Here is a 23,524-nt window from a genome sequence, read left to right as displayed (position 1 = left end):
CGGATATATATTACAAAGTTTAACATTTTTCGGTGAACAACAATTGGTGGGTCTGCTTTGAGCCTGGGCGATTCCCTCGCCTGAGCAAGGTGCGTGCGATCGCTGAAAGCTGCCCATCCACTCAGACCGATGATTTTTCCCCGGAAACACCGAAAAAATCGCCCCCTGGGAAATCTGGCTATTTTTCTATCATTTGATCGAGTTTTTCCCGCAAAGCTAAAGCGCTTAAAGAGCGTAACAGCAACAAGAAACATAGAGCACAAAGTGTAAAGGCAAAAATTGCCCAAGATTTAAAATTACCTACCACTAATACAGCACCCCCTAAGAAGCTAAATCCGGTTAAACAAGCATAAATCAGGGTTTTTATTCCCAGACTAATTCGTCTGAGGACGCGATCGCTCTCCATAGAGCGGACTTGTAGCTCCAGTTCTCCCTGGGCGATCCGCTCTTCTAAGCGGCGGATCACCCGTTCAGTGGCATTGGGTTGTTGTAATTTATACTGAATAAAATTACGAGTTTGCTTCGTCAGTTCTTGAATCAGATTACTCCGTCCCTGGGATGCCGTAATACTCTTGACAAACGGTTGAGCCGCTGCCACTAAATTATATTGTGGATCTAAAGACCGTGCCAGCCCATCCAGGGTGGTTAAGGCTTTTAAAATAAAAGTCATCTGGGCAGGCAGGCGAAATGGCTGCTGTTCAAACATCGCATAAAGCTCCCCTTTAATCTCGCCAAATGCCTGAAAATCAATCGGTTTTTCTGTAAACTTATCTAATAAAAAAGTAATCATGCGACGGACTGGCCTCATATCCGAAACCCGCTCAATTAGTCCCATATTAATCAGGGTGGTAATCACCTCATCCGTATCTTTTCTGAGAACGGCAAAAAATGTTTTAATCATCTCTTCTTTATTCAGAGCGTTGACTTCCGACATCATGCCGAAGTCGTAAAAAATGATTTGTCCTTGGGGGGTTAAGGCCATGTTGCCCGGATGAGGATCCGCTTGAAAGAAGCCATCAATCAAGATTTGTTTCAGGTAGCAACAAATGCCAATCTGATTAATTTTTTGGGGATTTAAGCCAAATTTTTCAATCGTTTCCCGGTCATCAATTTTAATCCCTGGGAGATATTCAATAGTTAAAATTTTCGTATTGGTTCTTTCCCAGTAAATTTTAGGCACAATAATTTCGGGATAGTCTTTAAAATTAATAGCAAATTTTTCGGCATTTTTTGCTTCTTGTACATAGTCAATTTCTAGATACAGAATATTAAAAAATTCATCATAAATTGCTTCTAAGTTATAGATTCTTGTCCAAGGCAACCAGCGACGACAAAACCGCAAGAGTTTGCCCAAGGCTTGAAAATCTAATTGAAAGAGTTCTTGTAATCCCGGACGTTGGACTTTGACCACCACATCTTGTCCGGTGTGGAGTTGGGCGAGGTGAACCTGTCCTAAACTGGCAGCGGCGATCGGACGGTCCTTAAAATCCCGATATAGGGAATAAATGGAACTGCCGAATTCTGATTCGATCAGGGCGATCGCCTCATTGCCACTGAATTCCGGGACTTTATCTTGCAGGGAACTCAAGGCTCGCACATATTCCAAGGGCAGGATATCGGCGCGAGTGGACAAAGCTTGGCCAATTTTAATAAATGTCGGACCTAAATCTAAAAGCTTTTGAACTAACCACTGAGCACGCTTTTGTCTAATTTGCGGGGAATTTCTGCCCAGTTTTTTATCCAACCACAAACAAAAGAGAAAATATCCGGCAGCGCTAAAGACTTCTCGTTGCCGATCTAAGGGAGAATATTGAGTTTTTTGCCAGCGGAAGGTTTTTGGAGTAGAATTTGTGAGCATTCTTTGGGCTTGGGAAATCACAGCACCACGGGGACATTCAGTAGTTTGCCATAGTCAGGCAACCAAAAGCGAGTCAGCTAACTTCTAACTCGCTAAAATTGATGGGGTTTGGTGATGCTGAATGTCCAAGCCAACCATTGCCCGAACCATTGCCCGAACCATTGCCTGAAGCATTGCCCGAACCATTGCCCGAACCATTGCCTGAAAGTTCCCTTAGAGTTCTGGTCGTTTAAGTTGCTGGGGCAAAGTGACGGTAAAGCAGGTTTCCCAAGGCACCGAATCATCATCGGCATTTTCCGGGGGCTGTAAGGACTCACTGGTGACGGTGATGGTGCCATTTAAGTGAGAAATCAATGACTTGACCAAGGCTAAACCTAATCCGGTGCCGGCTACCGCTTTTTGGGTCATCCCTTGACCGCGCCGAAACTTGTCGAAAATATTAGGTAGATCCGCTGGAAAGATCCCGGCGCCAATATTGGTGACTTTAATCACAACCGAGCCTGTTTCTATGTGCTGCATGACCTGCAAATCAACATTGGTTGCGGGATCTGAGTATTTCCCGGCGTTGGTAAGCAGTTCCACGATCGCGTGTTCCAGATTTTTGGGATCGGTTTGAATTTTCAGGGGTTTTTTTTCTAAGCGTAAAGAGAGGGTTAATTCTTTATCAGACCAGGTTTGCCGGAAATTATCTGCTAAACCGCGCAAAAATGGTTGCAAATCGAGCATTTCTAGTTGGATAGTAGAGTTGCGAAACTCTAATTCCCGCAACTTGAGTAAGTCATTGACCAATTTGGTTTCCCGATTTAATTGGGATTGCATCATGTCCAAATACATGGCTTGGCGTTCGGGGGAAATCCCGGGACGGCGTAAATTTTCGATCGCCATCCGCATGGTCGCCAGGGGAGTTTTTAACTCATGGTTGAGAGTATCAAGAAATTCATCTTTCACCTCATTTAAGCGTCGCAGTTGGTCAAGTTGTTGGCGGGTCAGTTCGTAAAGTTTGGCTTGCACTTCCATCGCTCGCTTCAGTTGAGCATTGCGGTCTTCTACTAAGGCTTGAACTTGGTGCAAAGTTTGATTTTGTAAAATCGCATTGCCTAGTTGAGTGCCGACTAATTCTAAAATTTTTAACTCTTCCGCAGACCACGGGCGATCGCTGGAATTTTGCAACACTAAAAACCCTAAAATCGTATTACCGCTACCCCCACTACTCAGGGCGATAATCGGCACATTAATACCCGATCGCATCCGCTCTAGATCAAAAATTTTGAACATCGTTTTCGGGTAATTTTCCCGGTCAGCAGACTCCTCGGTGAGATTGGGTAGATTGATCGGCTCTGGGGCGTTGAGAAAAGCTTGTTGGCACCAGGGACAATCAGACAGCCAAAAAGACTCATTGACTAAAGACTCATTGACTATAGAATCAGGGACAAAAGATCGATCCTTTTCCGCTTCATCTGTTTCTTTAACAACAGCCAAACCACTTTGACAAACCACTACCACTTTCGCTCTAGGGACTCGTTTGCTGCGTCCTTTCTGTTTAGCACCCTGACTTATGTTACGGCTTTTATATAGAGGATCTTGATATTTAAGGAGTAAAATCAACCCTTTTTCAACTGCTAACGAGTCCACCAGTTTATCAATCGCCATAAGTAGAATTTGATCTAAGTCACTCCAGTGATGAATCGCCATTGTCATCTGATGGATTAAGTTTTGTTGCTGACGAATGGATGTCACTTTTTCTTTGTAAGAACTAATTGTCCTCTGTTGATCCAAATTGGCAATGGCGATCGCCACTTGGCTTGACACTTCGTTAAGCTGTTGCATCTTTGTTTCCGTCCATAATAATGGTTGCATAGCGATCAGCACCAAGCCTCCAACCACAGGTCGATTGGGGGGAGCCGCGATCGCGATCAATGACCCTTCAAGCTGCGATAACCAGTTGGATACCCCCAACTCAGAAAACACTGCCTGAGCTTGAGAAATCAAAACTCCATCGGGTTCTGCCACTATTGCATCCCACAAAGGCTGCAAATCAAGTTGCAAATCATCCTCACACGGCAAAGATGCTACTTCTGAGCCAAACCGTTCTTGAATTTGTGATGACGTGCTGACATACCAGTCAATCTTTGATGGGATCGGTTCCTCAAAGCTCCTCTCTACTGCCATCAAGCAGCAGTCTACATTAAAGGTATTTCTGATTAGTTCAACAATTGACGACGCCCGGTTCAAATCATTAGGTTGATTCAACAGGATTTGAGCCATCATCAAGCTAAAATTCTGGTCAGGGGATTCCCCGTAGGCTGGACTAGATATATCTGTGCCAAAGTCAGTAAACATTCAGTAAACATAGAGATAAATTTTGTTTCCACGATCGCCAGACGGATCTGCCGATCCATATTGCCCTAACCTGAGTGGATTGGGAGAATTTCCTTTGAATTTAACATCCCATTGGCCGATTTGCCGTAGCCAGTAAGTGCCACGATCTAGCCAGAAACCCGGTTTCTATGGTTTCTGTAAATTGTTTCCCAGACGCTGCTATTCATCTATCTATCAGCTTACCCCTGAAAGCAATATAATTACATCAGTGATTTTGCCAGCTTTTTTGCTGGGTTAATCTGAGTAATTTTACTGGGTCGTTCAGTAATTCCACTGAGAGATGCCGCCCCAGCATTTGTCAGAGAGAAAAAAATTCCCCCGGCAGCAAGATACTCGGAGGAAATGGGGGGATCCCTGGCGATCGCCAGGGATCCCCAGGGATCAATTCATCAAATCACCCAAACCGATCGCTTATAATCACCGAATCAAAGCCTCGGATAATTCAAAACTTTGTCCCCGTTTGACAAAGCCCAAAAATCCCCCTTCTGTGGCATCGGGTAATGGGCCTGGTTGATATCCATACAACCACATTTTCTGTTTGATTTCGGCGGGTAACTTCACCAAATCATTATAATGGGCATGAACGGGAGTGGGGAATTTGGAGGTTTCGCAATCGTGGAAAATCAGATCGGCGCGATCGTAATACTCCTGCATTTTTTCCACCTGTAATTGGGTATCGGTGGTTAAAAATATCTTCAGCCCATTCACTGCAAAAAATAAGCCATAGCTAGGCATCAGATAATAGCCATTATCAATATGGATTACTTGCACCAAGTCAAATTGAATTCCTTGCCAAGTAAAATGGCCATTCTTGCTTACTTTATGCACGGCAAACAGACTATCTAAATCATTAATATCCCCTTGCACTGATGTTAACCCACCGGATAAAGTATTTTGCCAGAGGGGACCTGCAATATCTTTACTGATGTACAAATTGGGTTTCTGGCAGCGGGGATCAAACTTGGTAGTAAAAGCCATATATTCCAAACCCCCGGCATGATCCGAATGTAAATGGCTGATATAAATATCAGTAATATCTAAATAAGAAAACCCTTCGGCATACAGGGAAAAGCGAATATCTGACCCACAATCAATCAAAAGTTTATTACCTTGTTCGTCGATCAGTAGCATATTTGATTGATAATTATCGGCTCCCACAGTAAAAGCCGATCCAGTCCCTAAGAAAAGTATTTTAATCATGTTGTCACTCTCTGATTTCTGAATTGGTTAGATTTTTTGATATACAGAAAAAACGAGACGAAGCTGGGACTAACAATTCAGCAGTCCCATATGAACATTTCTTGAGTTAATCACTCCCCGCCATCTAGATGTAGGAAAAAAATTATAAAATTCGGCGATCGCCGCATCCGATTTAAACAGTGAGGGATTTATACAGGGCGCTCAATTTGGCTTCAACCCCTGGAGGTTTGGAGGTAAACTGAATATAAAAACAGCCCAAATCCGCTGGTTTTTCCAAAACTTTCCCATAAATATCTTCACTGAATTCTGCCTCGGTTTCTGGGGAAAGTAAATTTAATTTGAGATTTGTTAAGGGGATGGGTTGGACATGATCTGGCGATGGATCGGGGATTTGCAATAAAGCGGCTTTGGGGGATAGATGAATCAAATTGGCGGAAAACTTGGTATCGCCAATATTTTTGCCATCTAAAACCGTGTATTGCAAAGGCAATGGTTCCTTGAGGGGGAAGAAAACTTCTTCTTTTTTTTGCAGAGATAAATGATATTTTCCCTGAATGCCACCCACATCATAGATGGTGATGGGTTCTTTTACCCCTTTGGGTGTCACCTGTTTTGTGCCGTTGATTTGAACTAACTGTTCACCGGCATCTTTTAAGGTGGTTTCGGAGATGAGAATCTGTCCCCCAGTGGTGTAGGATTCAATCCGATAAGTTAAGTTGACTTGACTGCCAACGATCCCGTATTTGGTGCGTTTCTCGGAGCCAATATTGCCGACCACCACTTCCCCAGTGTTGATGCCGATGCCCATTTCTAGTTCCGACAAGCCCCACTCTCTCATTTTTTGGTTGACGGTATCCATTGCCAACTGCATGGCGATCGCACAGGCGATCGCTCGTTCCGGGTCATCCGGTCTAGCGGTCGGTGCCCCAAACAGCACCAAAATCCCATCTCCCATAAACTCATCAATTGTCCCTTGGTAGGATGTAATCACATCCGCCATTTTGCTGAGATAGAAGTTAAGAATTTTCACCACTTCTTCGGGAGAGAGTCTTTCCGATAAAGCGGTAAAACCTCTTAAATCGGAAGTAAAAATGGTAATTTTGCGCCGTTCTCCCCCCATTTTTAAACCTTCGGGGTTTTCTAATAAGTTAGACACCACTTCCGAGGTGAGATAACGGCCAAAGGTTTTTCTAATTTCAGCGGCACTACGAGCAATATAAGCGGTGACGGCGATCGCGGAACCGGCTAAGGCTAAACCCGCAGGGACTACGGGCAGCCACAAACCTTGTAACATGGCCACATAAGTGCTGCCAAATAAGGCCACTCCCGCACTGACTAGGGCGACGGTTTTTTGCCAGGAAAAGGTTTTCTCGCTACCCGTGGATCGCCATGCCCAAGTGAAGGACGCGCCAATGGTACTCCAAAATAAAATCCACAGCCATTCATAATATTCTGGCCAACTTCTAATTAAGGGGCGATCGTTGAGGACGCTGCTTAAAATTTGGCTGATCGCATTGGCATGAATTTCTACTCCCGCCATCCGTTCTGGCAGGGTCAGCAGACCACTACTATAGGGGGTAAAAAATAAGTCGTTAGAACTGTCACTGACCGCCCCAATTAAAATGATGCGATCGCGCCCCCAATCTGGCGGCACCTTATTGTCCAAAATATCTCGCATCGGCACCGTCTCGAAATGCTGACTCCCAGCGCGATAGTTCAGCATCACCTGATAGCCCGCCACATCTGCCCGCACATAGCCGCCATCATTGGCTTCTAAAGGCGGAAACTCAGTCTGACCAAACCGCCAAATTCCTGTGTCTGGATCTTGTTCTGGGCTAATGCCGTCAGCATTTAAATAAGCACCCGCCAACAACATCCCAAAACTGAAGTAGGTTTGCTCCGGATCCGGTTGCACATAAAGAAAACTACGGCGCACCTTGTTATCCGCATCAACAATTAAATCATTTGCGCCAACTTGAAAAAAGTTGCCCGCCAAAGCGGGGGGGCCAGCGACCAGTTCCCTGGGACTATTCCCCACCACTTTCTGAATAGCCACGAGATTTGGGGTGGATTTAAACACTTCGACCAACTCTTGATGACCGGGTTCTATGGGTAAATCCCGATAAATATCCAAACCAATGGCTCTCGGTTCCATAGCCTTGAGTTTGCGGAGCAAATCCGCATAAACCCCATCAGGAATGATCGCCTGACCAATTTTTTGCAGATCCTGATCGTCAATCCCGACAATCGCAATTCGGCGATCCTGGGTTGCTTCAGGACGCAGCCGAAGGGACTGATCGAAAACTGCCCATTCCCAGGCTTGCAACAATCCACCCCAGCGCACCAGGATGACTAGGACTGCCATACTAGGGGCTGTTAGCCATACCCCACGCCATTGCCATATCAACTTTTTCCAGGTTGACCACATCTTGAGACACCCCTCTAGTTGTTTTTTAGTTGTTTTGCACGGCACATTGGGCGATCGTATCAGTCCCTACTTGTGCTTCCAAACCCATCCAATTTAACAACTCTTGCCATTCATTTTGATAATCACAACGATTCTGAGCCAATAAACTCACCAGTTCATTGTAAATCCCGGCATTTAGATAGACTTCTGCTTGTTTCCAACTATCTTCACCGGCTTGTTTCAGATTCGTTTGTAGTTGATTCAGTTGGTCTGCTTCCAGGTCTAAGGATTCCACCCAACCTTCCAGATAAACATCTCCACTTCGGCGTTGGGGATTGCAAACGATTGACAACTGCCAGGTATAGACTTCACCTGTTTCTAAAGAAACATCTGGGGGGAGATTTTCTTCGATAATTGTCCCAGTTTTCACCTGACTCAGATCGAGCATTTTACTATAAACTTCTTCACCATTTTGATCCAAAACTACAAATTCTGCGGTTTTGGCTTTAGTGGAAGGAACATACCAGAAAAATTTGGGGCGATCGGAAAGAGTCGTCCAGACATTATTGGTAGGAATTAATGCACTGGGTTTGGGCAAATCCTCAGAAATGCAACCATCCCCGCGAGTACCTCCGCCAATGGTTCTGGCTGGAGCCCCACGATATGCTGGTTGAGGCCAGCCCCCACCACCCCCGCCGCCCCATTGACTAATTTGAAAATCGACTGGCTCCGATTTTGCTGCTTGATACGGCAACAAGCCAAAACAATTGATTAAGGCTGGATAGAGGAATAAGCCAGCCAATTTTTTTAAACCATTTTTTCGTTGACTCATTTGAACACCTCGTAAATATCCTTCATTGACTTCAGTTTATTTAAATCTATCTCAGCCAGCCATCTCAGCCAGCCATAATTTAGCTGTTTCCCCATCGGGTAAAATTTACACAATTGCCAATTTTTAGGTATCTGAGTGAAGATTTATCAAGTCTTGTCTGTTTAATCCATGAAGATGTGAGATTAGGTTGGCACATACAGATCCATTATATTCTCTACCGCAGCGGTTTGCCGGAAAAAATCGGAGTTTTTGGGGACAAATTCACCCAGAATTGGCAGAAAAATGTGAATAATTCCGATTTCTCCGATCGCTGCCCCGATTGGCGGGTCAAACATCCAGGAAATGATGACTTTTGACAGGGGCTTACAGCAGCGATCGATGTTTTTTTCCCTCCCCGGTCAATGGTCGAATTTCCCGGAATTTTTCGAGCGCTGGCTCAAGTTTATAAATGTTTACAAAACTTGACTAATTTTAAACTTACCCAACCATCACCTAGACCATCAATTAGGCAAAAATATGCCAATAATTGAAACAAAAATACTCCATAGATATCGTATAGATATCGTATAAATATCATCCAGATATCGTCTAGATGCGTGGCTGGGGTTTAAGGTTCCCATTCCGGCGAATTATATCAAGTCCGTGTATTCGTTGATTATCTACAAAGCCCTGTCATTCCAGCCGATGGCGGCTTTCGCGGGGGTAAACTCCTGCGGGAATCCATCTTAATGAGAGAGGATTGTTTTTGTAAGCGATCGAACCGACTTGATATTAGATGCCATCAACACTACTGAGAAGACCGTAAAGTTCGGGACGGCGATCGCGGAAAAAGCCAAAAGCCGCCCTTGTCCGGGTAATTTCGGCGCGATCGAAGGTGGCATAAATAATCCCCTCTTCGTCGGCACCTAATTCTGCCACTTTATCCCCGAAGTGATTGGCAATAAAAGAATGACCGTAAAAAGTTTGTCCGTCTTCGGTGCCGATCCGGTTTGCTGCCACCACCGGGACAATATTCGCCACCGCATGACCAATCATCACCCGTTGCCAAGGGTCTTTAGTATTTAAATCCGCCTGTTGGGGTTCGCTGCCGATCGCCGTGGGATAAAGTAAGATATCTGCTCCCATGAGCACCATTGCTCTGGCACATTCGGGAAACCATTGATCCCAACAAATTCCTACCCCAATGGTGCCAAATCGGGTTGACCAAGCCCGAAATCCGGTATTTCCCGGTCGGAAATAAAATTTTTCTTCATATCCTGGGCCATCGGGAATATGACTTTTGCGGTAAATCCCTAATAAAGACCCATCCGCATTCACGATCGCCACACTATTGTAATAAGACTGGCCTGCTTTTTCAAAAAAAGAAACCGGCACGACGACCCCTAATTCGGCGGCAATTTTCTGGAAATGATGAATGGTGGGATGTCCTTCGACGGGATGCGCCCAGTCAAAAAATTTCTCGTGTTCTTCTTTACAAAAATAATGTCCTTCAAATAATTCTGAAGGTAAGATGACTTGAGCGCCTTTAGCTGCCGCTTCTCGGACTAATTCACTGATTTTTTTGACGTTGCGGTTGTGTTCTTCGGAATAGGATGTTTGAATGGCCGCTGTTTTGATGAGTTGAGGGTGCATAGATGTGTTTTTTGACTTGAGCAAAACTTATTCTAGCAAAACAATTGGTGGGCGATCGCATGGTAAACTAACAAAATAGCGATCACCTCTCAATAATAATTAATCATCATCAATCAGAATAATTATGCTGACCAGAGAAAAAGAGGGGCGATCGCGGCTGCAAAAATCAGGACACGGCTGGTCTAAGTCCCTACTTGAATTCAGTATAGTCTTTGATGCGATCCTCAGATTTGATCGGTGTTTTTTTTTGCTTTAAATGGATATTTTTGCCTTTGAGATAAACAGGTATTGGTGTCTAGTAAGTACAGCATCAAAATGTTTCTCTTTCTGCTGGTTCTGGTTGTGGATGTCGGAGGAATGTTTCATCCTGAATACAGCCATAAAAGCGATCGCTCATTTTTTTGGTGTCTTTTGCCGTTGATGTGGATTCATAAACCACAATAATATCTACTTCAGTGCCTTCTGTGACTTCCGGTAACTGAATCTGTACAATTCCATTTTTGCCAATCCGCGATTCCGCAAAGCGGATAGCTTGCGCGAATCGCACTCTAATACTTTGCATCTTAAATTTTTTCTATACTGGTAATTTTATTATAAAGCATTTTGCATTTTGACTCTACTCTCCACCAAGAGACAAAGAATGCAGGATGAGGGATAGGATGATAGGATAAGCGATCTCCTCTCAAGAATAACCAATGAGAATTATATTGGCACCAGGATAAGAGGGGCGATCGCTTATGCCAACTAAAATCAGGACACGGCATTGCCGTGTCCCTAGGTTTATGTTAATTTAGGAATTGCGTTTTTATGATTCAATGGCATCCCTAAAAAATTTACTCTGACTTAAAGCCGCTGAATATAAATGTATTGAGAAACCCGGTAGCATAATAATTATGATTCTGGATTTCAGAGACGATCAATTCAGCGAGAAATTTGGCAGATTCGAGTCCTTCAGCAATAATCTGGTCATTACCTCCCCCAGCCATAATCATTTCAGCGGTTTCTGGCTTCCTATATTCCATGAGGATATCTTCAACACTAATCGAGTCATCACTTTTTGAATCATAAACTCGATCATTTTGATAAACGGCTATTTTTTCTAAGCCAACCTGCTGAAATAGAGCCGGTAAATAAGCACCTATATTATGATCTCCTTTGCCTTTTGCTCTGATTCCTTGATGAAAGTATGACCAAAACTGAAAAAGAGAAGTTTGATGTTCAACCGATAAGCTGTTGATCAAGGAACTAAATTCTAAGCGATTAAGTAAATTTATGGGTTCCACTGCTAAGATTAGTCCACCTGGTTTAGCAATCCGTTTCATTTCTGCTAAGACTTTTTTCGGATCGTAGCAGTGCATCAGTAATGTTTGACAAGTTACTAAATCAAAACTATTACTGGGTAAGCTGAGGTTATGGGCATCATCTTGAATAAAATGTAATTCAGAAAACTCCACTTCTTTTTGGATGTTCTTAAAAGTTTTTTTCGCTTTTTCAATCCAAAAATATTCAATATCAACCCCCACAAAACGTAAGGGTTGAGAGAGAAATGGAATTAAGAGGCGTGACCAATGCGCCAACCCTATACCTATATCCGCAATACTATTAATTTGGGATAGATTGAACCTTTTAGCCAAAAGTTCCAGAAAATCTGGATTCCACCATTCAAAGCGATAGTCCTGAAGATACTGATAAGAATGTATTTTTTCGCTCATACCCTAAACAGCAACAACTGTCTTTAGTGATTTCTCTAATTGACGTAAAGATACTTCGATATTGGCTAAAATTTCGTAAAATCTTGGTTGCACCAAGTTGCTGTTATCAATCACAGCCTTGATACTATTAATAGTCGCTAAAGATGCCGAAAGCATTTGCTCAGAAGGCGGATGAACAAGAGGAGTGCTTGGTTCTCCGGCTTCTTGGCGATAATGCAGTACCTCATGGGAAACTACCAGACTATGAAATGCTTTATCCAGAGGACGTTGTTTATTTAAAATGCTTGATTTGGCATAGTGCTTTTTGTCACTCAACTGGATCATATTAGTATAGTGTTGATAACATAATTCATCTAAAAACACAAGATTATGAGTCAGTTCATGCACTAAAAACTCGGCAATATCCATATCTGTCCAGTTGCGTTTGATTGCACACCAGATAACTCCAGGTGCGTCTGATACTGAACCACCTCCTGCATTAGGCGATCGCACATAAAATAAAGTATGAATCACTAGATCAAATATTGTGCCTAGAGAAGGATTGACTTGATTTAAAAGGATCTGACCCTTTTTCACATAACTTAATGCCTCCTCCATTGATGCAATAGGGGTATTCAAATCAATTTTTGTTTTTAAATCGGTTAATATTCCATCTTCTTGATATTTTACCGCGATTTTTTTGATTCGCTCTATATCAAAACAAAATTGGTCTAAGTTAGCTTCAGTGGGAATCGGAGTTTCTGAAAAATGTTGATTTAAAAAACAAATATATTGATTTTTTAATTCCTCAAGGCTGTTAATCTTCTGTTCTTGGTTACTACAGGCCAAAAGAAAAACTGTTTTTATACAATTTTTATATCCATCCAGATAAAACATTCTGACTCTCCGTGTTTCTATTGATCTAATGTTTACCTTTGAGTAATAAATTCATGCATCAAATTTTTGTTTGCCTTCAAAACAGAAAGACTATTGATACATTTTTTACTGTAAGATGCTAAATGTAGGGGCGATTGGCGAATCGCCCCTACATTTAGAGACGAGCTAATTTTTTGCTAAATTTCAATCAAATTAATTAAAACATTTCCGCTTCTAAGTCATGGGCAATCATAACCAGGTTAACGACAGTATTTTCCCCGTTTTCGGTGTACATACTGCGAACTTTAGTCGCAACTACTTTTGTCTGTTTAATTTCATCAGTCGATACGGTGTTGGCCAGATTTGCAATTAAATCCTGAACGTTATTTTGCATGAGCATAATTGCGGAAATCCTATTTAGGTAATTTAGTTCCTTTCCAATATTGAAAATAAAATCAGTTCTAGCCATACTAAAATGTCCTATTTTATCCTGATTTTGGTTAAGAAATATTTCAAGCAAAATCGTGAAATATCGTGCGATGCCGTGTCGGAGTGAGTTATAATGGCGGAAACCCTTACCCCATCTTAGCTGTATGATTATTACAGAAGTGTTACAATTTGCCGATCGCCTCGTCTTTGCCGAAACGGGAAAACACTTAGATGACATTCAAAAGGCTGTGGTAAAAGGGGTTTGGCAAGGGGAAAGTTATGAAAAAATTGCCCAAGAATGTCATCGCAGTGAGAGTCGGGTTAGGGATGTGGGCTATAAGCTGTGGCAAATTTTGTCAGAACGGTTATCAGAAGAGATAAATAAATCTAATTTTCGGGCAACAATTGAAAGGTTGCATATCCCAATTAATTCGTCTCAGTTAGTTGGATTAGGAATTTATAGCCACTTTACTTTATGTCCAGAAACATCAGATAAACAGCAGAAAAATTCTTCTTCAAGCACTCAAGCTGGTGTAAAATATTCTATAGATTTAGCACTAGCCCCAAAGATTACTCACTTTGAAGGACGCAGGGAAGAACTGGAAAAACTTTCTGAGTATATTTTGAATCAACCCACTCGTCTTATGGCAGTGTTGGGATTAAGTGGTATTGGCAAAACAACGCTGGTGAAGCGATTTATTGACCTACATTCGCCACAGTTTGATGCAGTCATTTGGAAAAGTCTGAAATTTCCGAAAGCCCTAACTCATCTGCTGCATGATATTTTGGCAACTTTCAACCAAGAAACGGAAAAGAGTCTAGGGCTTGATGAACAGATTAATCAAGTATTTGAACTGTTATCCGATCGCCGATGTTTGCTGGTTTTTGATGATGTACAAAATCTGTTTATCCCTGGACAATTCGCGGGACAGTATAAACCTGAATATACAGACTATAAAACGTTTTTCAAAATGATGGCTGAGATTGCACATCAAAGTTGTTTAATCCTGATGAGTCAAGAAAAATCGCCAGAGATGATATCTTTGGATGCTGAGTTATATCCGAAGAAATCTTTAGAACTAGGAGGGTTAGATGCTGACGGTGGAAACTTTCTCCAATATCAGGGATTACCTCGTCAAGAAAATTTACTTGAGTTAAGCAACCTTTATCAAGGAAATCCTTTATATTTGCAATCTATCTCTAGTTTGATTAAAGAAGTTTTCTCAGGTCGCGTCGATGAGTTGATGGCTGAGGATAGTTTAATTTTTCCCGAAGATATGAAACTGCTTTGGGATACCTTGTGGATGAGGCTATCTCCGGTGGAACAAGAAATCAGTTTAGAGATGAGTCGGGCAAAAGCCCCGATTTCCAGAGATGATTTAAGAAAATCTTTAAACTTGTCTTCTTTGGAACTTGTCAATGGGTTACAGTCTTTGAGTAGACGATATCTATTAAGTCAAGTCGATTCAGATGAAATATTATTCACTTTGTTGCCAGTATTTGAAGAATATATAAAAAATTTCCATTTTTCTTAACCTAGCAAGTCTAATTCAGGTCTGGTAAATCGCGATCGAGTTATGAAATCCCACATTTGATCTCAGAGGCAATCTTGGATATTCTGATTTCTTTCGCCTCAACCAAGTCAATCAGGTATAACCCCATTGACTTGGTTGGTATCGAGGGTATTGATGTATAGTAGTGGATTTAGAAAAAATTAAAGCACTTACTATGACATTAGTATCAATGACAATTCGTTTAGTCTTCATCATTGAGAATAGAGTCTAAAATTTCTACCGTCAACACCCGTTACCGAAGCCAGCTAACGGTCAAGCTTACCCGCTGCTAGAAATTTTGCGGTTTAATCGGATAATCCTGCGGTCGGGTGCAGCTTATTGTTAGACCTGCGTTTGATAGGAATTCTTACAAGTCTATCTTGATGAACTAGCTCCTTTTGTTTCAAGTCATTGAAAATAGCTCTTAAATCATAATGAAACGAGCGAGCGTATTCTTCCCTGTGTCTGTAAATTTCATCAAGAATTTCATTTTTGTACATAACTAAACCTCTGAATTATACCCGATTAGCTCATAGGGAGTGCAAATTACAGGCAGTACATAACCCAGATCGGAACTGATGTTAGCTAGTTTCCGCTGAATTTGAGCATTTGCCATGTGTTTGCAGTTCCACGTTAACAGATAATCTAAGCTATAGACAGTTGCTAGTGCGATGTGTAAAGCATCGTTGGGCTACCCTATCGCTAACCGAACCTATTGATCAATTTGAGATTGAAAATCAAGAATTATTGAAGAAAATAATCAGTTTGACAAATCGGAAATTTGTGGGGTTAATCTCATGGCTGTAATTCTCCAATAACCTCTAAAAATTGGCGTGGGGTTAAAATAGAAATACCTCGAAACGGGTGCAATTCTAATAAGTCTCCATCTCCCGTGATAATATGAGTGGCATTTCCATTAACTGCAACTTCTAAAAATTTATTGTCTTTTGAATCTCGACAAACCTCAATTTTTTCATCAATTTTTATGATTTCTGCTTCCGTAAATAAGCTCGCTAGAAAATCTTCACGAATTTCTCTGGATAGATAACGGTCAAATTTTTGACGGCTCAATACATCAATGAGTTCCGAAAAAATATCATCATAAATTAGAAGCACTCCCTTTTCTTTTGCTACCCTAAAAACTTGCATAGTAGTAGATTTTGAAAAATTAAAGCACTTACTATTACATTAGTATCAATAACAATTCGTTTAGTCTTCATCATTGAGAATAGATTCTAAAATTTCTGGAGTTATTCCATTAGCGATCGCTTGTTGACTGACATCTTCCATAATTTCTATCAATGGTCTTTTATTGAGTGTTTTTTTGAGCATGACATTGAGAAACATGGCAATTTTTTGCTGTTTTTCCGGGTCAGCTTCTCGGTAAGCTTTGGCAATTGCTGGGTCAACTGGAATAGTAATTGTTTCCATCGTTGGTTAAGATTTAGATCAAGAATATTTTTAATTGTACCAAGTTGATTTATACAGCAGATTAATATACAATCCGCTGTAATTATCTTTTCATTGCATCTTTCAATCGATTTTGATGAGAGCGAAAAGACTATTTCAAAGCCGGTATCCTCCAATCAGATGCGGTTGGTAGCAATAAAACCCACTTGCCATAATTTTATGAACTAAATTTTTCATAAGATAAACCTCCTGGCGATCAAAGTTATAGGCATTTGATGATTTGATCCTCAATTTTACTTGATTGGGCTGCTGACTACCATTTAACGCCACTTCAATTATAGCAGTAGCCTAAGATATTGACAACAACTTTCACGATTATTTTTTCACGATTATTTCACCTTTGTGGCAATTTTTCGACTGGTTTTAGCCTCAATTTATAATTCTTCTTCGCTATAGTCGATCGCCGCAAAGCCATGTTCACTCATAAGTCGATAAAATTCTAGGCGGTTACAGCCTAAAATTTGGGCACCAAACCCTGATGAGATTTTCCCTTCTGCGTACAAGTGACCCTATAGATTGTGACTTTCCGAGAAAACGTATCCGGGTCTTCTCGCGTCGCTACTAATAATTCTTCCGGGAATAATACAGTAATGCTCACAAAAGCCCAATTTAATTTTAGATTAATTTTAGAGATATCAACAATTATGACATCAATTGATTCGCCATTGCCAGGGGTAGAGGGGTAGAAAATGCGCGATCGCCCGAAATCATCCTCAATAAGTCAAATTAAATCATCTGAGAGTCGCTGTGTGGATTCAGCCATTGTTTGCCAGCGACGCAAAACTCCATCACCAAAGATTCATTGATCAAACTATCCTTGCCATTTTGTGTATAGTCTTGGATGTGATCGATACATTCTAAAATATGCTGGATTTTGTAGTTTACCCAATAGAAAATTGCTGTATTATCTAGTAGGTAAACCATCAAAAAGTTTCTCTTTCTGCTGGTTCTGACTATAGATGTCGGACGAATGTTTTATCCTGAATACAGCCATAAAAGCGATCGCATCCCATCCGCTGCCAATCCGCATCCCATCCGCTGCCAATCCGCATCCCATCCGCTGCCAATCCGCGATCACATCCACTATCCCATCCGCGATCGCACTTCTAATTTACAGCGGTTTTCAGATTACTGAACCACGGTAGGGCGAAGCATTCCGTAGGGGTCCGCGCATTTCGGCAGTCCATTTAGTGTTATAAGCAGTAGGGGCGAATGGCCATTCGCCCCTACACTGCCGAAATGCGCGGGCCCGTACAATATTCTAAGTAATAAATTATCTGCCGGAATGCTTTGCCCCTACAGGTGTTTGTGGTAGATTCAATAGAAAATTGCTGTAATTTGAAACATTTAAAAAATTTTGATTCTACTCATATCTTTAATTAAGCTAATGCCAATAGAAAGCTCTGCCTCCTGTTGCTGTTAGCTGTGAGCGATTAGCTACAGGAGGCAGAGCCTAGAAACCAGAATCAATTAAAGTTGATGCTATATAATTAAAGCTGCTTCACCTCACTAACAATTTTGGCCACCATATCCTTGGCGCTGCCAAACAGCATCATCGTCTTATCCTTGTAAAACAACTCATTCTCAATCCCGGCAAAGCCCGTATTCATACTGCGCTTAATCACGATCGTATGGGCAGCCTTATCCACATCTAAAATCGGCATCCCATAAATCGGGCTACTGGGATTTTCCCGTGCCGCTGGGTTGACCACATCATTAGCGCCAATTACCAACGCCACATCAGTGCGATCGAACTCGGAATTAATATCTTCCATATCGTACAACTGCTCATAAGGCACATTCGCCTCTGCCAGCAGCACGTTCATGTGTCCGGGCATCCGACCGGCCACCGGGTGAATGGCATATTTTACCTCTACCCCCAGGCGTTCCAACTGGTCAGCCAACTCCCGGACCGTATGCTGTGCTTGAGCTACCGCCATGCCATATCCAGGCACAATCACCACAGACCGGGCATAACCCAACATCATGGCGCTTTCTTCTGGGTCGATACTGTGAACCGTCATATCCGCTGTAGCACTTGTACTGGCAGCCGCACCGCCACCTTCCCCAGTACCAAATCCAGCAAATAACACATTGGTCAGCGATCGGTTCATGGCCTTACACATAATCACCGTGAGGATAATCCCCGAAGCGCCCACCAAGGCACCGGCAATGATCAGCATATTGTTCATCACCACGAAACCAGCGGCAGATCCCGCTAACCCAGAGAAGGAGTTAAGCAGAGAAATCACCACGGGCATATCCCCGCCACCAATAGGGATCACGAACATCACCCCTAATACTAAGGAAATGACGGTCAAGGTGAGAAATACGGGAGTATTCAAGGGATGAATGCAGATGTAGATACTACCAACCACAAATCCGCCTAATAGTAAGCCGTTAACGACTTGCTGGGCAGGGAACAGAATGGGAGAACCACTCATAATCCCTTGCAGTTTGGCAAAGGCAATCAGAGAACCCGTGAAAGTGACGCCACCGATTAACACACCCAGTAAAGCGGTGATGGTGGTATCCAGGGGTGGATTATCAAAGCTGCTGTAATACTTCCAAAATTCTCCCACCGCCACCAGGGAGGAGGCAGCACCCCCAAAGCCGTTTAACAGACCGACCATTTGGGGCATTTCCGTCATGGCCACTTTCTGCGCGATGATCGCCCCGATCGCCGAACCAATAGCGATCGCAATCAGAATCATCTGATAGTTGAGTACCTGCCTATCTAATAGTGTTGCCACGATCGCCAGCAACATTCCCACCGATGCCAACAAATTACCATTCCGAGCCGTAGCCGGAGAACCTAGTTGTTTTAATCCGAAGAAAAACAATGACGTAGCCACCAAATAGGTTATCTGTATTCCAGTTGGCACAAATGCTGTCATACTGTTCATGCCTTCACCTCTTTTTTCTTAAACATTTGCAACATCCGGTCAGTCACCAGGAAACCACCCACCACGTTAATGGTGGCAAACACGACCCCAATCAATCCCAAAATCACGGTGACACTCCAATCTTTGTCACCAGCGATAATGATCGCCCCTAATACGGCAATTCCAGAGATGGCATTAGATCCAGACATCAACGGGGTATGTAGGGTTGGGGGAACCTTAGTAATCACCTCAAATCCGGCAAACGTTGCCAGCACAAACACAAATAAAGCGGATATCAAGGCTTCAGCCATAAATTCAGAAAACTCCTTTAATTGTTGGTTGTTGGTTGTTGGTTGTTGGTTGTTGGTTGCTGGTTCAGGCCAAATAACCTTTTAACCAATCACTAATAACCCTTTAAACCTTAGCTTTCAGAGATTCCAGGGCATCGCGGACTCGTTGATTGCGAATCTCCCCAGCGTGGGTCACACAAGTGGCATCAATAATATCGTCTTCAAAATTCAGCTTAAATTCGCCCTTGTCCAGCATCAGTTCTATCAACGTGGATATATTCTTGGCATACATTTGACTGGCGTGAACGGGCATCGATGCGGGTAAATTAATCGGCCCAATGATAGTCACACCGTTATGAACCACATCTTTACCCGCTTGGGTCAGGTCACAGTTGCCCCCTTGTTCCGCCGCCAAATCAACAATCACCGCCCCTGGTTTCATTTTGGCCACCATGTCTGCCGTCACCAAAACCGGCGCTTTTCGGCCTGGAACCTGGGCGGTGGTAATCACCACATCCGCAGCGGCCACGGTATCAGCCACCAACGCTTGAGTCCGTTTCTTGGACTCCTCGGAAATTTCCTTAGCGTAGCCACCTTCCGCCACCGTATCTTCTTCCAGCTTAATTTCCACAAATCTGGCGCCCAAGCTTTGCACTTCTTCTTTCACTGCCGGACGAATATCAAACGCTTCCACCACGGCACCCAGACGGCGGGCGGTGGCGATCGCCTGTAACCCAGCCACCCCTGCGCCCATCACAAACACCTTAGCTGGGCGAATAGTCCCCGCAGCGGTGGTCAACATAGGGAAAAACTTCGGAGCAGCGGCGGCGGCAATTAACGTCGCTTTATATCCTGCCACCCCGGCTTGAGAAGACAGCGCATCCATACTTTGAGCGCGGCTAGTCCGGGGAATCAGTTCCATACTAAATGAGGTCACGCCTTTAGCCGCTAATTTTTCCACGATTTCTGGCTGACCCAAAGGATTTAAGAACCCGACCACCGCCGAACCCGATCGCATCATAGTAACTTCTGACTCTTTTGGCGGCGCCACTTTCAAAATCGCATCAGCTTCAGCCCAAAGTTGGTTGGGGTCAGAGACAATTTTCGCCCCCACAGCGGTATAGGCATCATCGCTAAAGAATGACCCCTCACCTGCCCCACTGGCCACCAATACCTCAATGCCTTTTTTGACCAATCGAGCGACCACATCAGGAACTAGAGCAACCCGGCGTTCGCCCACTTCAATTTCTTTAGCCACAGCTATTTTCATCAATTTCTCCAGATATCTGAGATTTACGAGGCTGACAAATTCTCATTAGTCACCTTAATTTTCCTACCCAAATCATTTTTTTGCTGGGGAATTTATTGGTCAAACCAATAAACTTTTTGACCAACTAATCAGCAAATCTTAATTATTGCTTCATCTTGCTCAACTTACTCAACCGTATATATGATTGTTTGGGTCATTGGCGAATCCCCCGTTTTTTTTATAGCAACATTCTAGAATATTTTCAATTCAACCAAATAAAATTTTTGATGATTTAGCCATATTTTGGCAGGTTTTTCTAGGTATTTTGTGGTATTACTGCCTAGCTTTTAGACAATCCCTAATAATTTGATCGCCCCTATTGGTCCTCGCAAAACTGTTTGATTAATTTGATTTTCCGTAATTTCACGTAAAATTGTGATAATTGTGATAATTTTGCTGTAATGTTTTTTTGTCAAACGCCAAAAAGTCAAGATATCTTAACATAATCTCTGAGCAAGTGGCTACTCAATAAGCTACTCAATAATCTAAACGATCCGGGCATATTTCTGGCCATTTTCTTAGAAAATCTTTACTATTGGTGACTTTTAGGATGTTCAAGAAACAAAAGACAACCCCAGGAGGTTTGCCTCTGCCTGAGTGAGAGAAACCGCAGCGGCATCTTAGTCGTCATCTTAGTCGTCATCTTAGTCGTCATCTTAGTTGTCATCTTAGTCGTCTCTGATAAGCATCCGCAGCAAGGAGGAGCGTTAAAGGGACAAAAATTAATCAGAGTTCCACAGGTTTGTGTTAAGGTTTGTTAAAATTTAACTGAGATCCAGGAAATCGATCGCCAAAACATGACTAGCTAGTCAAAAACCTGAGAATCCCCGATGATGCAAACCTGGTTTGATGCAAATTTTCTCAGTGGCTATGTGCAGTGGTGGATTTAACTATCCCGATCGCGCATATCCCGATCGCGGAACATCAGGTCATGGCGATGGAGCGGACGTAGCAACACGAAAGTACGATTTCTATTATTTATAAGTGGTTTGAAGGAGAATCTATGAAACGGCTATTATCTGTATTCGCGATTGTCGGTTGTGCGTGGGTGGGGATGCCAGAACTGACCTTAGCCCAGACTACCGGAGGATTTACCTTATTTGGCGGCCCCCAGAGAGGATATGAACTGGATTATTATCTAGCCCGGGGCAAGGCTGATGTGCGCGATCGCTACGAATTAAAAATTCCCGGTAATAAACTCAATGCCCCGGTCACCCAGATTAGCATTGACTATCCCAATCACTACCGAGGGCAATTCAACACCAACCGAGTGCAAGTGGTTGTAGGCAATGAAGAGAAAACCTTGCAATGTCAAGAAAAATCCGCCACCACTCAAGTCAATCCCTCAGATAACAGATCCGCTGCTCCCTGCTTGGTCAGTTGGGATCCGGAAAGTCGGTCAATTCAAATCCAGTTTACCGAGCCAGTTGCCCCTAGAAGCAATGTCGAATTAGTGTTTGACCGGGTAAAGAATCCGGTGTTTGGCGGGATGTTTAACTTTAACTGTCGGGTGTCTACCCTGACGGGGGCAGAGTTTCCCCAATACATCGGCACATGGGTCGTGGCAATTGATTAAACCAGATTCAAAGAGTGCTAAATCAAAATAAATGACGCAGATTCACAATTTTCAATGATACAATTGAAAATTGTGAATTTTTAATCCTTAAGTAAGTAAACCCGGAGAAACTGCGATGACAAAGCGTACCTTGGGCGGTACTAGCCGTAAAAGAAAAAGAGTTTCTGGCTTTAGAGCTCGGATGCGTACCAAAAATGGTCAAAAAGTGATCAAAGCTCGCCGAAGCAAGGGACGGGTTCGGCTGGCTGTTTAGTCTGTCCCTCTCACTGTCCATTGGCCCGCGATCGGGTTGCCGATCCAAAGCGAAATCAACCCAAGCAACTTATCTAGCATCCAAGTGTTGCCCAAAGTCAATCGACTGAAGCATCGGCACGATTTTACTGCCGTGTACAAATCTGGGACTCGTCGGTCAGACGGAACCCTGACATTGATCGCCAAAAAGCGTACCAATGGATTTACCAAAGATGTCCCGTCCTCTAGCCCGAATTTATCCAACGGATCCTATATCTGCGTAGTACCGACCCGCATTGGCATTTCCGTGAGCCAAAAAGTCAGCAAAACAGCGGTGGTTCGCAATCGGATCAAGCGGCAAATTCGGGCAGCTTGGCGATCGCTCTTATCCCAAGTAGCAGAGGGTTGGGATATCGTCGTCGTGGTGCAGCCACCGGCAAGACAGTGCAATTATCGACAATTTCTGCAAAAATTAAAGCAGTTAATGGCACAAGTGGAGGGACTCAATGGGAATTAAAGAGGAATTGTACTTTGAAGGACGCCCCCATATTGGGGATCTGATCGTCAACATTTTGTTTGGGTTGACGATTGTGGGCTTGCCGCTGACCATTGGGGCTATTGTCAGAGCGCTGTGGTTGCGTTATCGGATTACCAATCGTCGGGTGACGGTGATTGGTGGCTGGATGGGCCGAGATCGCTCTGACGTGGTGTACTCAGAAATTAGCAAAATCGTCATCGTACCTCGTGGCTTTGGCATCTGGGGTGATATGGTGATTACACTTAATGATGGTTCTCGTCTGGAAATGCGGGCCTTGCCTAAGTTTCGAGAGGTTTACGATTATATGAATGATAAATTGTCTGCCTCTGCCCGTGCAGCCAGTGGTGCGATCGGTAAATAACTCGCTG

At 43.1% G+C, this 23,524-nt stretch carries 25 protein-coding genes and 1 pseudogene; 8 read left to right on the top strand and 18 right to left on the bottom strand.

The window, feature by feature from the left end; genetic code table 11:
- Nucleotides 1-178: 178 nt before the first annotated feature.
- From ABWT76_RS14570 to ABWT76_RS14550, 5 genes are all read right to left on the bottom strand, one after another.
- Nucleotides 179-1,858, bottom strand: coding sequence for an AarF/ABC1/UbiB kinase family protein (locus ABWT76_RS14570; RefSeq protein ID WP_054465054.1), 1,680 nt, complete (start codon nucleotides 1,856-1,858; stop codon nucleotides 179-181).
- 213 nt (nucleotides 1,859-2,071) lie between these two features.
- Nucleotides 2,072-4,198: a GAF domain-containing sensor histidine kinase gene (locus ABWT76_RS14565; RefSeq protein WP_054464935.1), complete on the bottom strand. Its 2,127-nt coding sequence runs from the start codon at nucleotides 4,196-4,198 to the stop codon at nucleotides 2,072-2,074.
- A gap of 456 nt (nucleotides 4,199-4,654) precedes the next feature.
- Nucleotides 4,655-5,437 carry an MBL fold metallo-hydrolase gene (locus ABWT76_RS14560; protein ID WP_054464936.1) on the bottom strand — a complete coding sequence of 261 codons (783 nt, stop codon included), beginning with the start codon at nucleotides 5,435-5,437 and terminating at the stop codon, nucleotides 4,655-4,657.
- Between the two features lie 172 nt (nucleotides 5,438-5,609).
- Nucleotides 5,610-7,865: a CHASE2 domain-containing protein gene (locus ABWT76_RS14555; protein ID WP_054464937.1), complete on the bottom strand. Its 2,256-nt coding sequence runs from the start codon at nucleotides 7,863-7,865 to the stop codon at nucleotides 5,610-5,612.
- Between the two features lie 25 nt (nucleotides 7,866-7,890).
- The gene (locus ABWT76_RS14550) at nucleotides 7,891-8,676 is read right to left on the bottom strand and encodes a DUF928 domain-containing protein (protein ID WP_054464938.1); all 786 of its coding nucleotides are present in this window, start codon (nucleotides 8,674-8,676) and stop codon (nucleotides 7,891-7,893) included.
- Nucleotides 8,677-8,789: 113 nt separating this feature from the next.
- Here ABWT76_RS14550 and ABWT76_RS14545 point away from each other — a divergent pair, with 113 nt between their 5' ends.
- Complete coding sequence (locus tag ABWT76_RS14545; protein ID WP_190877664.1) at nucleotides 8,790-9,032, top strand: hypothetical protein; 243 nt, start codon at nucleotides 8,790-8,792, stop codon at nucleotides 9,030-9,032.
- Nucleotides 9,033-9,447: 415 nt separating this feature from the next.
- Here ABWT76_RS14545 and aguB read toward each other — a convergent pair whose 3' ends face one another.
- The 5 genes from aguB to ABWT76_RS14520 all read right to left on the bottom strand — a co-directional run bounded on the left by aguB (nucleotide 9,448) and on the right by ABWT76_RS14520 (nucleotide 13,275).
- Nucleotides 9,448-10,308, bottom strand: coding sequence for an N-carbamoylputrescine amidase (aguB, locus tag ABWT76_RS14540; protein ID WP_354636320.1), 861 nt, complete (start codon nucleotides 10,306-10,308; stop codon nucleotides 9,448-9,450).
- A gap of 310 nt (nucleotides 10,309-10,618) precedes the next feature.
- Nucleotides 10,619-10,870, bottom strand: coding sequence for a hypothetical protein (locus tag ABWT76_RS14535; protein ID WP_190877668.1), 252 nt, complete (start codon nucleotides 10,868-10,870; stop codon nucleotides 10,619-10,621).
- 271 nt (nucleotides 10,871-11,141) lie between these two features.
- Nucleotides 11,142-12,020 (bottom strand): class I SAM-dependent methyltransferase, encoded by an 879-nt coding sequence (locus tag ABWT76_RS14530; RefSeq protein ID WP_354636319.1) that lies wholly within the window; start codon nucleotides 12,018-12,020, stop codon nucleotides 11,142-11,144.
- 3 nt (nucleotides 12,021-12,023) lie between these two features.
- Nucleotides 12,024-12,896: an HEXXH motif-containing putative peptide modification protein gene (locus tag ABWT76_RS14525; RefSeq protein ID WP_354636318.1), complete on the bottom strand. Its 873-nt coding sequence runs from the start codon at nucleotides 12,894-12,896 to the stop codon at nucleotides 12,024-12,026.
- 196 nt (nucleotides 12,897-13,092) lie between these two features.
- Complete coding sequence (locus tag ABWT76_RS14520; RefSeq protein ID WP_156331535.1) at nucleotides 13,093-13,275, bottom strand: hypothetical protein; 183 nt, start codon at nucleotides 13,273-13,275, stop codon at nucleotides 13,093-13,095.
- 193 nt (nucleotides 13,276-13,468) lie between these two features.
- On the opposite strand from ABWT76_RS14520, the gene ABWT76_RS14515 reads away from it, so the two are divergent.
- On the top strand, nucleotides 13,469-14,839 hold the full coding sequence (locus ABWT76_RS14515) for an NB-ARC domain-containing protein (protein WP_054464945.1): 1,371 nt from the start codon (nucleotides 13,469-13,471) through the stop codon (nucleotides 14,837-14,839).
- Between the two features lie 520 nt (nucleotides 14,840-15,359).
- Here the strand turns inward: ABWT76_RS14515 and ABWT76_RS14510 are convergent.
- From ABWT76_RS14510 to ABWT76_RS14490, 5 genes and pseudogenes are all read right to left on the bottom strand, one after another.
- Nucleotides 15,360-15,542: pseudogene (locus ABWT76_RS14510) on the bottom strand (DNA-binding protein); the annotation flags it as partial.
- 110 nt (nucleotides 15,543-15,652) lie between these two features.
- Complete coding sequence (locus ABWT76_RS14505) at nucleotides 15,653-16,006, bottom strand: putative toxin-antitoxin system toxin component, PIN family (protein WP_199317284.1); 354 nt, start codon at nucleotides 16,004-16,006, stop codon at nucleotides 15,653-15,655.
- Between the two features lie 60 nt (nucleotides 16,007-16,066).
- The gene (locus tag ABWT76_RS14500) at nucleotides 16,067-16,288 is read right to left on the bottom strand and encodes a hypothetical protein (protein ID WP_054464947.1); all 222 of its coding nucleotides are present in this window, start codon (nucleotides 16,286-16,288) and stop codon (nucleotides 16,067-16,069) included.
- A 413-nt stretch (nucleotides 16,289-16,701) separates the two neighbouring features.
- Nucleotides 16,702-16,830 (bottom strand): UPF0175 family protein, encoded by a 129-nt coding sequence (locus tag ABWT76_RS14495; protein ID WP_242049838.1) that lies wholly within the window; start codon nucleotides 16,828-16,830, stop codon nucleotides 16,702-16,704.
- A 223-nt stretch (nucleotides 16,831-17,053) separates the two neighbouring features.
- A complete protein-coding gene (locus tag ABWT76_RS14490) occupies nucleotides 17,054-17,251 on the bottom strand; it encodes a hypothetical protein (RefSeq protein ID WP_054464948.1) in 198 nt (65 codons plus the stop codon).
- Nucleotides 17,252-17,297: 46 nt separating this feature from the next.
- Here ABWT76_RS14490 and ABWT76_RS14485 point away from each other — a divergent pair, with 46 nt between their 5' ends.
- Nucleotides 17,298-17,462, top strand: a complete 165-nt coding sequence (locus ABWT76_RS14485) for a hypothetical protein (RefSeq protein ID WP_156331536.1) — start codon at nucleotides 17,298-17,300, stop codon at nucleotides 17,460-17,462.
- Between the two features lie 355 nt (nucleotides 17,463-17,817).
- On the opposite strand, the gene ABWT76_RS14480 is transcribed toward ABWT76_RS14485, so the two are convergent.
- The 3 genes from ABWT76_RS14480 to ABWT76_RS14470 form a co-directional block, all read right to left on the bottom strand.
- The gene (locus ABWT76_RS14480; protein ID WP_354636415.1) at nucleotides 17,818-19,224 is read right to left on the bottom strand and encodes an NAD(P)(+) transhydrogenase (Re/Si-specific) subunit beta; all 1,407 of its coding nucleotides are present in this window, start codon (nucleotides 19,222-19,224) and stop codon (nucleotides 17,818-17,820) included.
- 5 nt (nucleotides 19,225-19,229) lie between these two features.
- Nucleotides 19,230-19,523, bottom strand: coding sequence for an NAD(P) transhydrogenase subunit alpha (locus tag ABWT76_RS14475; RefSeq protein WP_190877673.1), 294 nt, complete (start codon nucleotides 19,521-19,523; stop codon nucleotides 19,230-19,232).
- Between the two features lie 103 nt (nucleotides 19,524-19,626).
- Nucleotides 19,627-20,772, bottom strand: coding sequence for a Re/Si-specific NAD(P)(+) transhydrogenase subunit alpha (locus tag ABWT76_RS14470; RefSeq protein WP_054464952.1), 1,146 nt, complete (start codon nucleotides 20,770-20,772; stop codon nucleotides 19,627-19,629).
- Between the two features lie 888 nt (nucleotides 20,773-21,660).
- Here ABWT76_RS14470 and ABWT76_RS14465 point away from each other — a divergent pair.
- The 5 genes from ABWT76_RS14465 to ABWT76_RS14445 all read left to right on the top strand — a co-directional run bounded on the left by ABWT76_RS14465 (nucleotide 21,661) and on the right by ABWT76_RS14445 (nucleotide 23,517).
- Complete coding sequence (locus ABWT76_RS14465; RefSeq protein WP_255353151.1) at nucleotides 21,661-21,795, top strand: hypothetical protein; 135 nt, start codon at nucleotides 21,661-21,663, stop codon at nucleotides 21,793-21,795.
- Nucleotides 21,796-21,814: 19 nt separating this feature from the next.
- A complete protein-coding gene (locus ABWT76_RS14460; protein WP_054464953.1) occupies nucleotides 21,815-22,387 on the top strand; it encodes a DUF2808 domain-containing protein in 573 nt (190 codons plus the stop codon).
- A 115-nt stretch (nucleotides 22,388-22,502) separates the two neighbouring features.
- Nucleotides 22,503-22,640 (top strand): 50S ribosomal protein L34, encoded by a 138-nt coding sequence (gene rpmH / locus ABWT76_RS14455; protein WP_072160654.1) that lies wholly within the window; start codon nucleotides 22,503-22,505, stop codon nucleotides 22,638-22,640.
- Nucleotides 22,641-22,724: 84 nt separating this feature from the next.
- Nucleotides 22,725-23,135: a ribonuclease P protein component gene (gene rnpA, locus ABWT76_RS14450; protein ID WP_054465055.1), complete on the top strand. Its 411-nt coding sequence runs from the start codon at nucleotides 22,725-22,727 to the stop codon at nucleotides 23,133-23,135.
- Entirely contained in the window at nucleotides 23,125-23,517 is a 393-nt protein-coding gene (locus ABWT76_RS14445; RefSeq protein ID WP_054464954.1) for a PH domain-containing protein, read from the top strand. The genes rnpA and ABWT76_RS14445 overlap by 11 nt, the downstream gene beginning before the upstream one ends.
- Nucleotides 23,518-23,524 lie beyond the last annotated feature (7 nt).

The sequence above is a fragment of the Planktothricoides raciborskii GIHE-MW2 genome (assembly GCF_040564635.1).
GTDB classification, from domain to species: Bacteria; Cyanobacteriota; Cyanobacteriia; order Cyanobacteriales; family Laspinemataceae; genus Planktothricoides; species Planktothricoides raciborskii.
This window is presented reverse-complemented; position numbering and strand designations above follow the sequence as displayed.

Excerpts from the sequence above, each read along its gene's own strand:
- ABWT76_RS14530 (WP_354636319.1), bottom strand. The coding sequence starts at position 12,020 with ATGAGCGAAAAAATACATTCTTATCAGTATCTTCAGGACTATCGCTTT.
- ABWT76_RS14475 (WP_190877673.1), bottom strand. The coding sequence starts at position 19,523 with ATGGCTGAAGCCTTGATATCCGCTTTATTTGTGTTTGTGCTGGCAACG.
- ABWT76_RS14525 (WP_354636318.1), bottom strand. The coding sequence starts at position 12,896 with ATGTTTTATCTGGATGGATATAAAAATTGTATAAAAACAGTTTTTCTT.
- ABWT76_RS14480 (WP_354636415.1), bottom strand. The coding sequence starts at position 19,224 with ATGACAGCATTTGTGCCAACTGGAATACAGATAACCTATTTGGTGGCT.
- ABWT76_RS14535 (WP_190877668.1), bottom strand. The coding sequence starts at position 10,870 with ATGCAAAGTATTAGAGTGCGATTCGCGCAAGCTATCCGCTTTGCGGAA.
- ABWT76_RS14570 (WP_054465054.1), bottom strand. The coding sequence starts at position 1,858 with ATGCTCACAAATTCTACTCCAAAAACCTTCCGCTGGCAAAAAACTCAA.
- ABWT76_RS14505 (WP_199317284.1), bottom strand. The coding sequence starts at position 16,006 with ATGCAAGTTTTTAGGGTAGCAAAAGAAAAGGGAGTGCTTCTAATTTAT.
- rpmH (WP_072160654.1), top strand. The coding sequence starts at position 22,503 with ATGACAAAGCGTACCTTGGGCGGTACTAGCCGTAAAAGAAAAAGAGTT.
- ABWT76_RS14470 (WP_054464952.1), bottom strand. The coding sequence starts at position 20,772 with ATGAAAATAGCTGTGGCTAAAGAAATTGAAGTGGGCGAACGCCGGGTT.
- aguB (WP_354636320.1), bottom strand. The coding sequence starts at position 10,308 with ATGCACCCTCAACTCATCAAAACAGCGGCCATTCAAACATCCTATTCC.
- ABWT76_RS14515 (WP_054464945.1), top strand. The coding sequence starts at position 13,469 with ATGATTATTACAGAAGTGTTACAATTTGCCGATCGCCTCGTCTTTGCC.
- ABWT76_RS14485 (WP_156331536.1), top strand. The coding sequence starts at position 17,298 with ATGTTTTATCCTGAATACAGCCATAAAAGCGATCGCATCCCATCCGCT.
- ABWT76_RS14560 (WP_054464936.1), bottom strand. The coding sequence starts at position 5,437 with ATGATTAAAATACTTTTCTTAGGGACTGGATCGGCTTTTACTGTGGGA.
- ABWT76_RS14565 (WP_054464935.1), bottom strand. The coding sequence starts at position 4,198 with ATGTTTACTGACTTTGGCACAGATATATCTAGTCCAGCCTACGGGGAA.
- ABWT76_RS14500 (WP_054464947.1), bottom strand. The coding sequence starts at position 16,288 with ATGGAAACAATTACTATTCCAGTTGACCCAGCAATTGCCAAAGCTTAC.
- ABWT76_RS14460 (WP_054464953.1), top strand. The coding sequence starts at position 21,815 with ATGAAACGGCTATTATCTGTATTCGCGATTGTCGGTTGTGCGTGGGTG.
- ABWT76_RS14550 (WP_054464938.1), bottom strand. The coding sequence starts at position 8,676 with ATGAGTCAACGAAAAAATGGTTTAAAAAAATTGGCTGGCTTATTCCTC.
- ABWT76_RS14555 (WP_054464937.1), bottom strand. The coding sequence starts at position 7,865 with ATGTGGTCAACCTGGAAAAAGTTGATATGGCAATGGCGTGGGGTATGG.
- ABWT76_RS14465 (WP_255353151.1), top strand. The coding sequence starts at position 21,661 with ATGCAAATTTTCTCAGTGGCTATGTGCAGTGGTGGATTTAACTATCCC.
- ABWT76_RS14445 (WP_054464954.1), top strand. The coding sequence starts at position 23,125 with ATGGGAATTAAAGAGGAATTGTACTTTGAAGGACGCCCCCATATTGGG.
- ABWT76_RS14490 (WP_054464948.1), bottom strand. The coding sequence starts at position 17,251 with ATGGTTTACCTACTAGATAATACAGCAATTTTCTATTGGGTAAACTAC.
- ABWT76_RS14520 (WP_156331535.1), bottom strand. The coding sequence starts at position 13,275 with ATGCTCATGCAAAATAACGTTCAGGATTTAATTGCAAATCTGGCCAAC.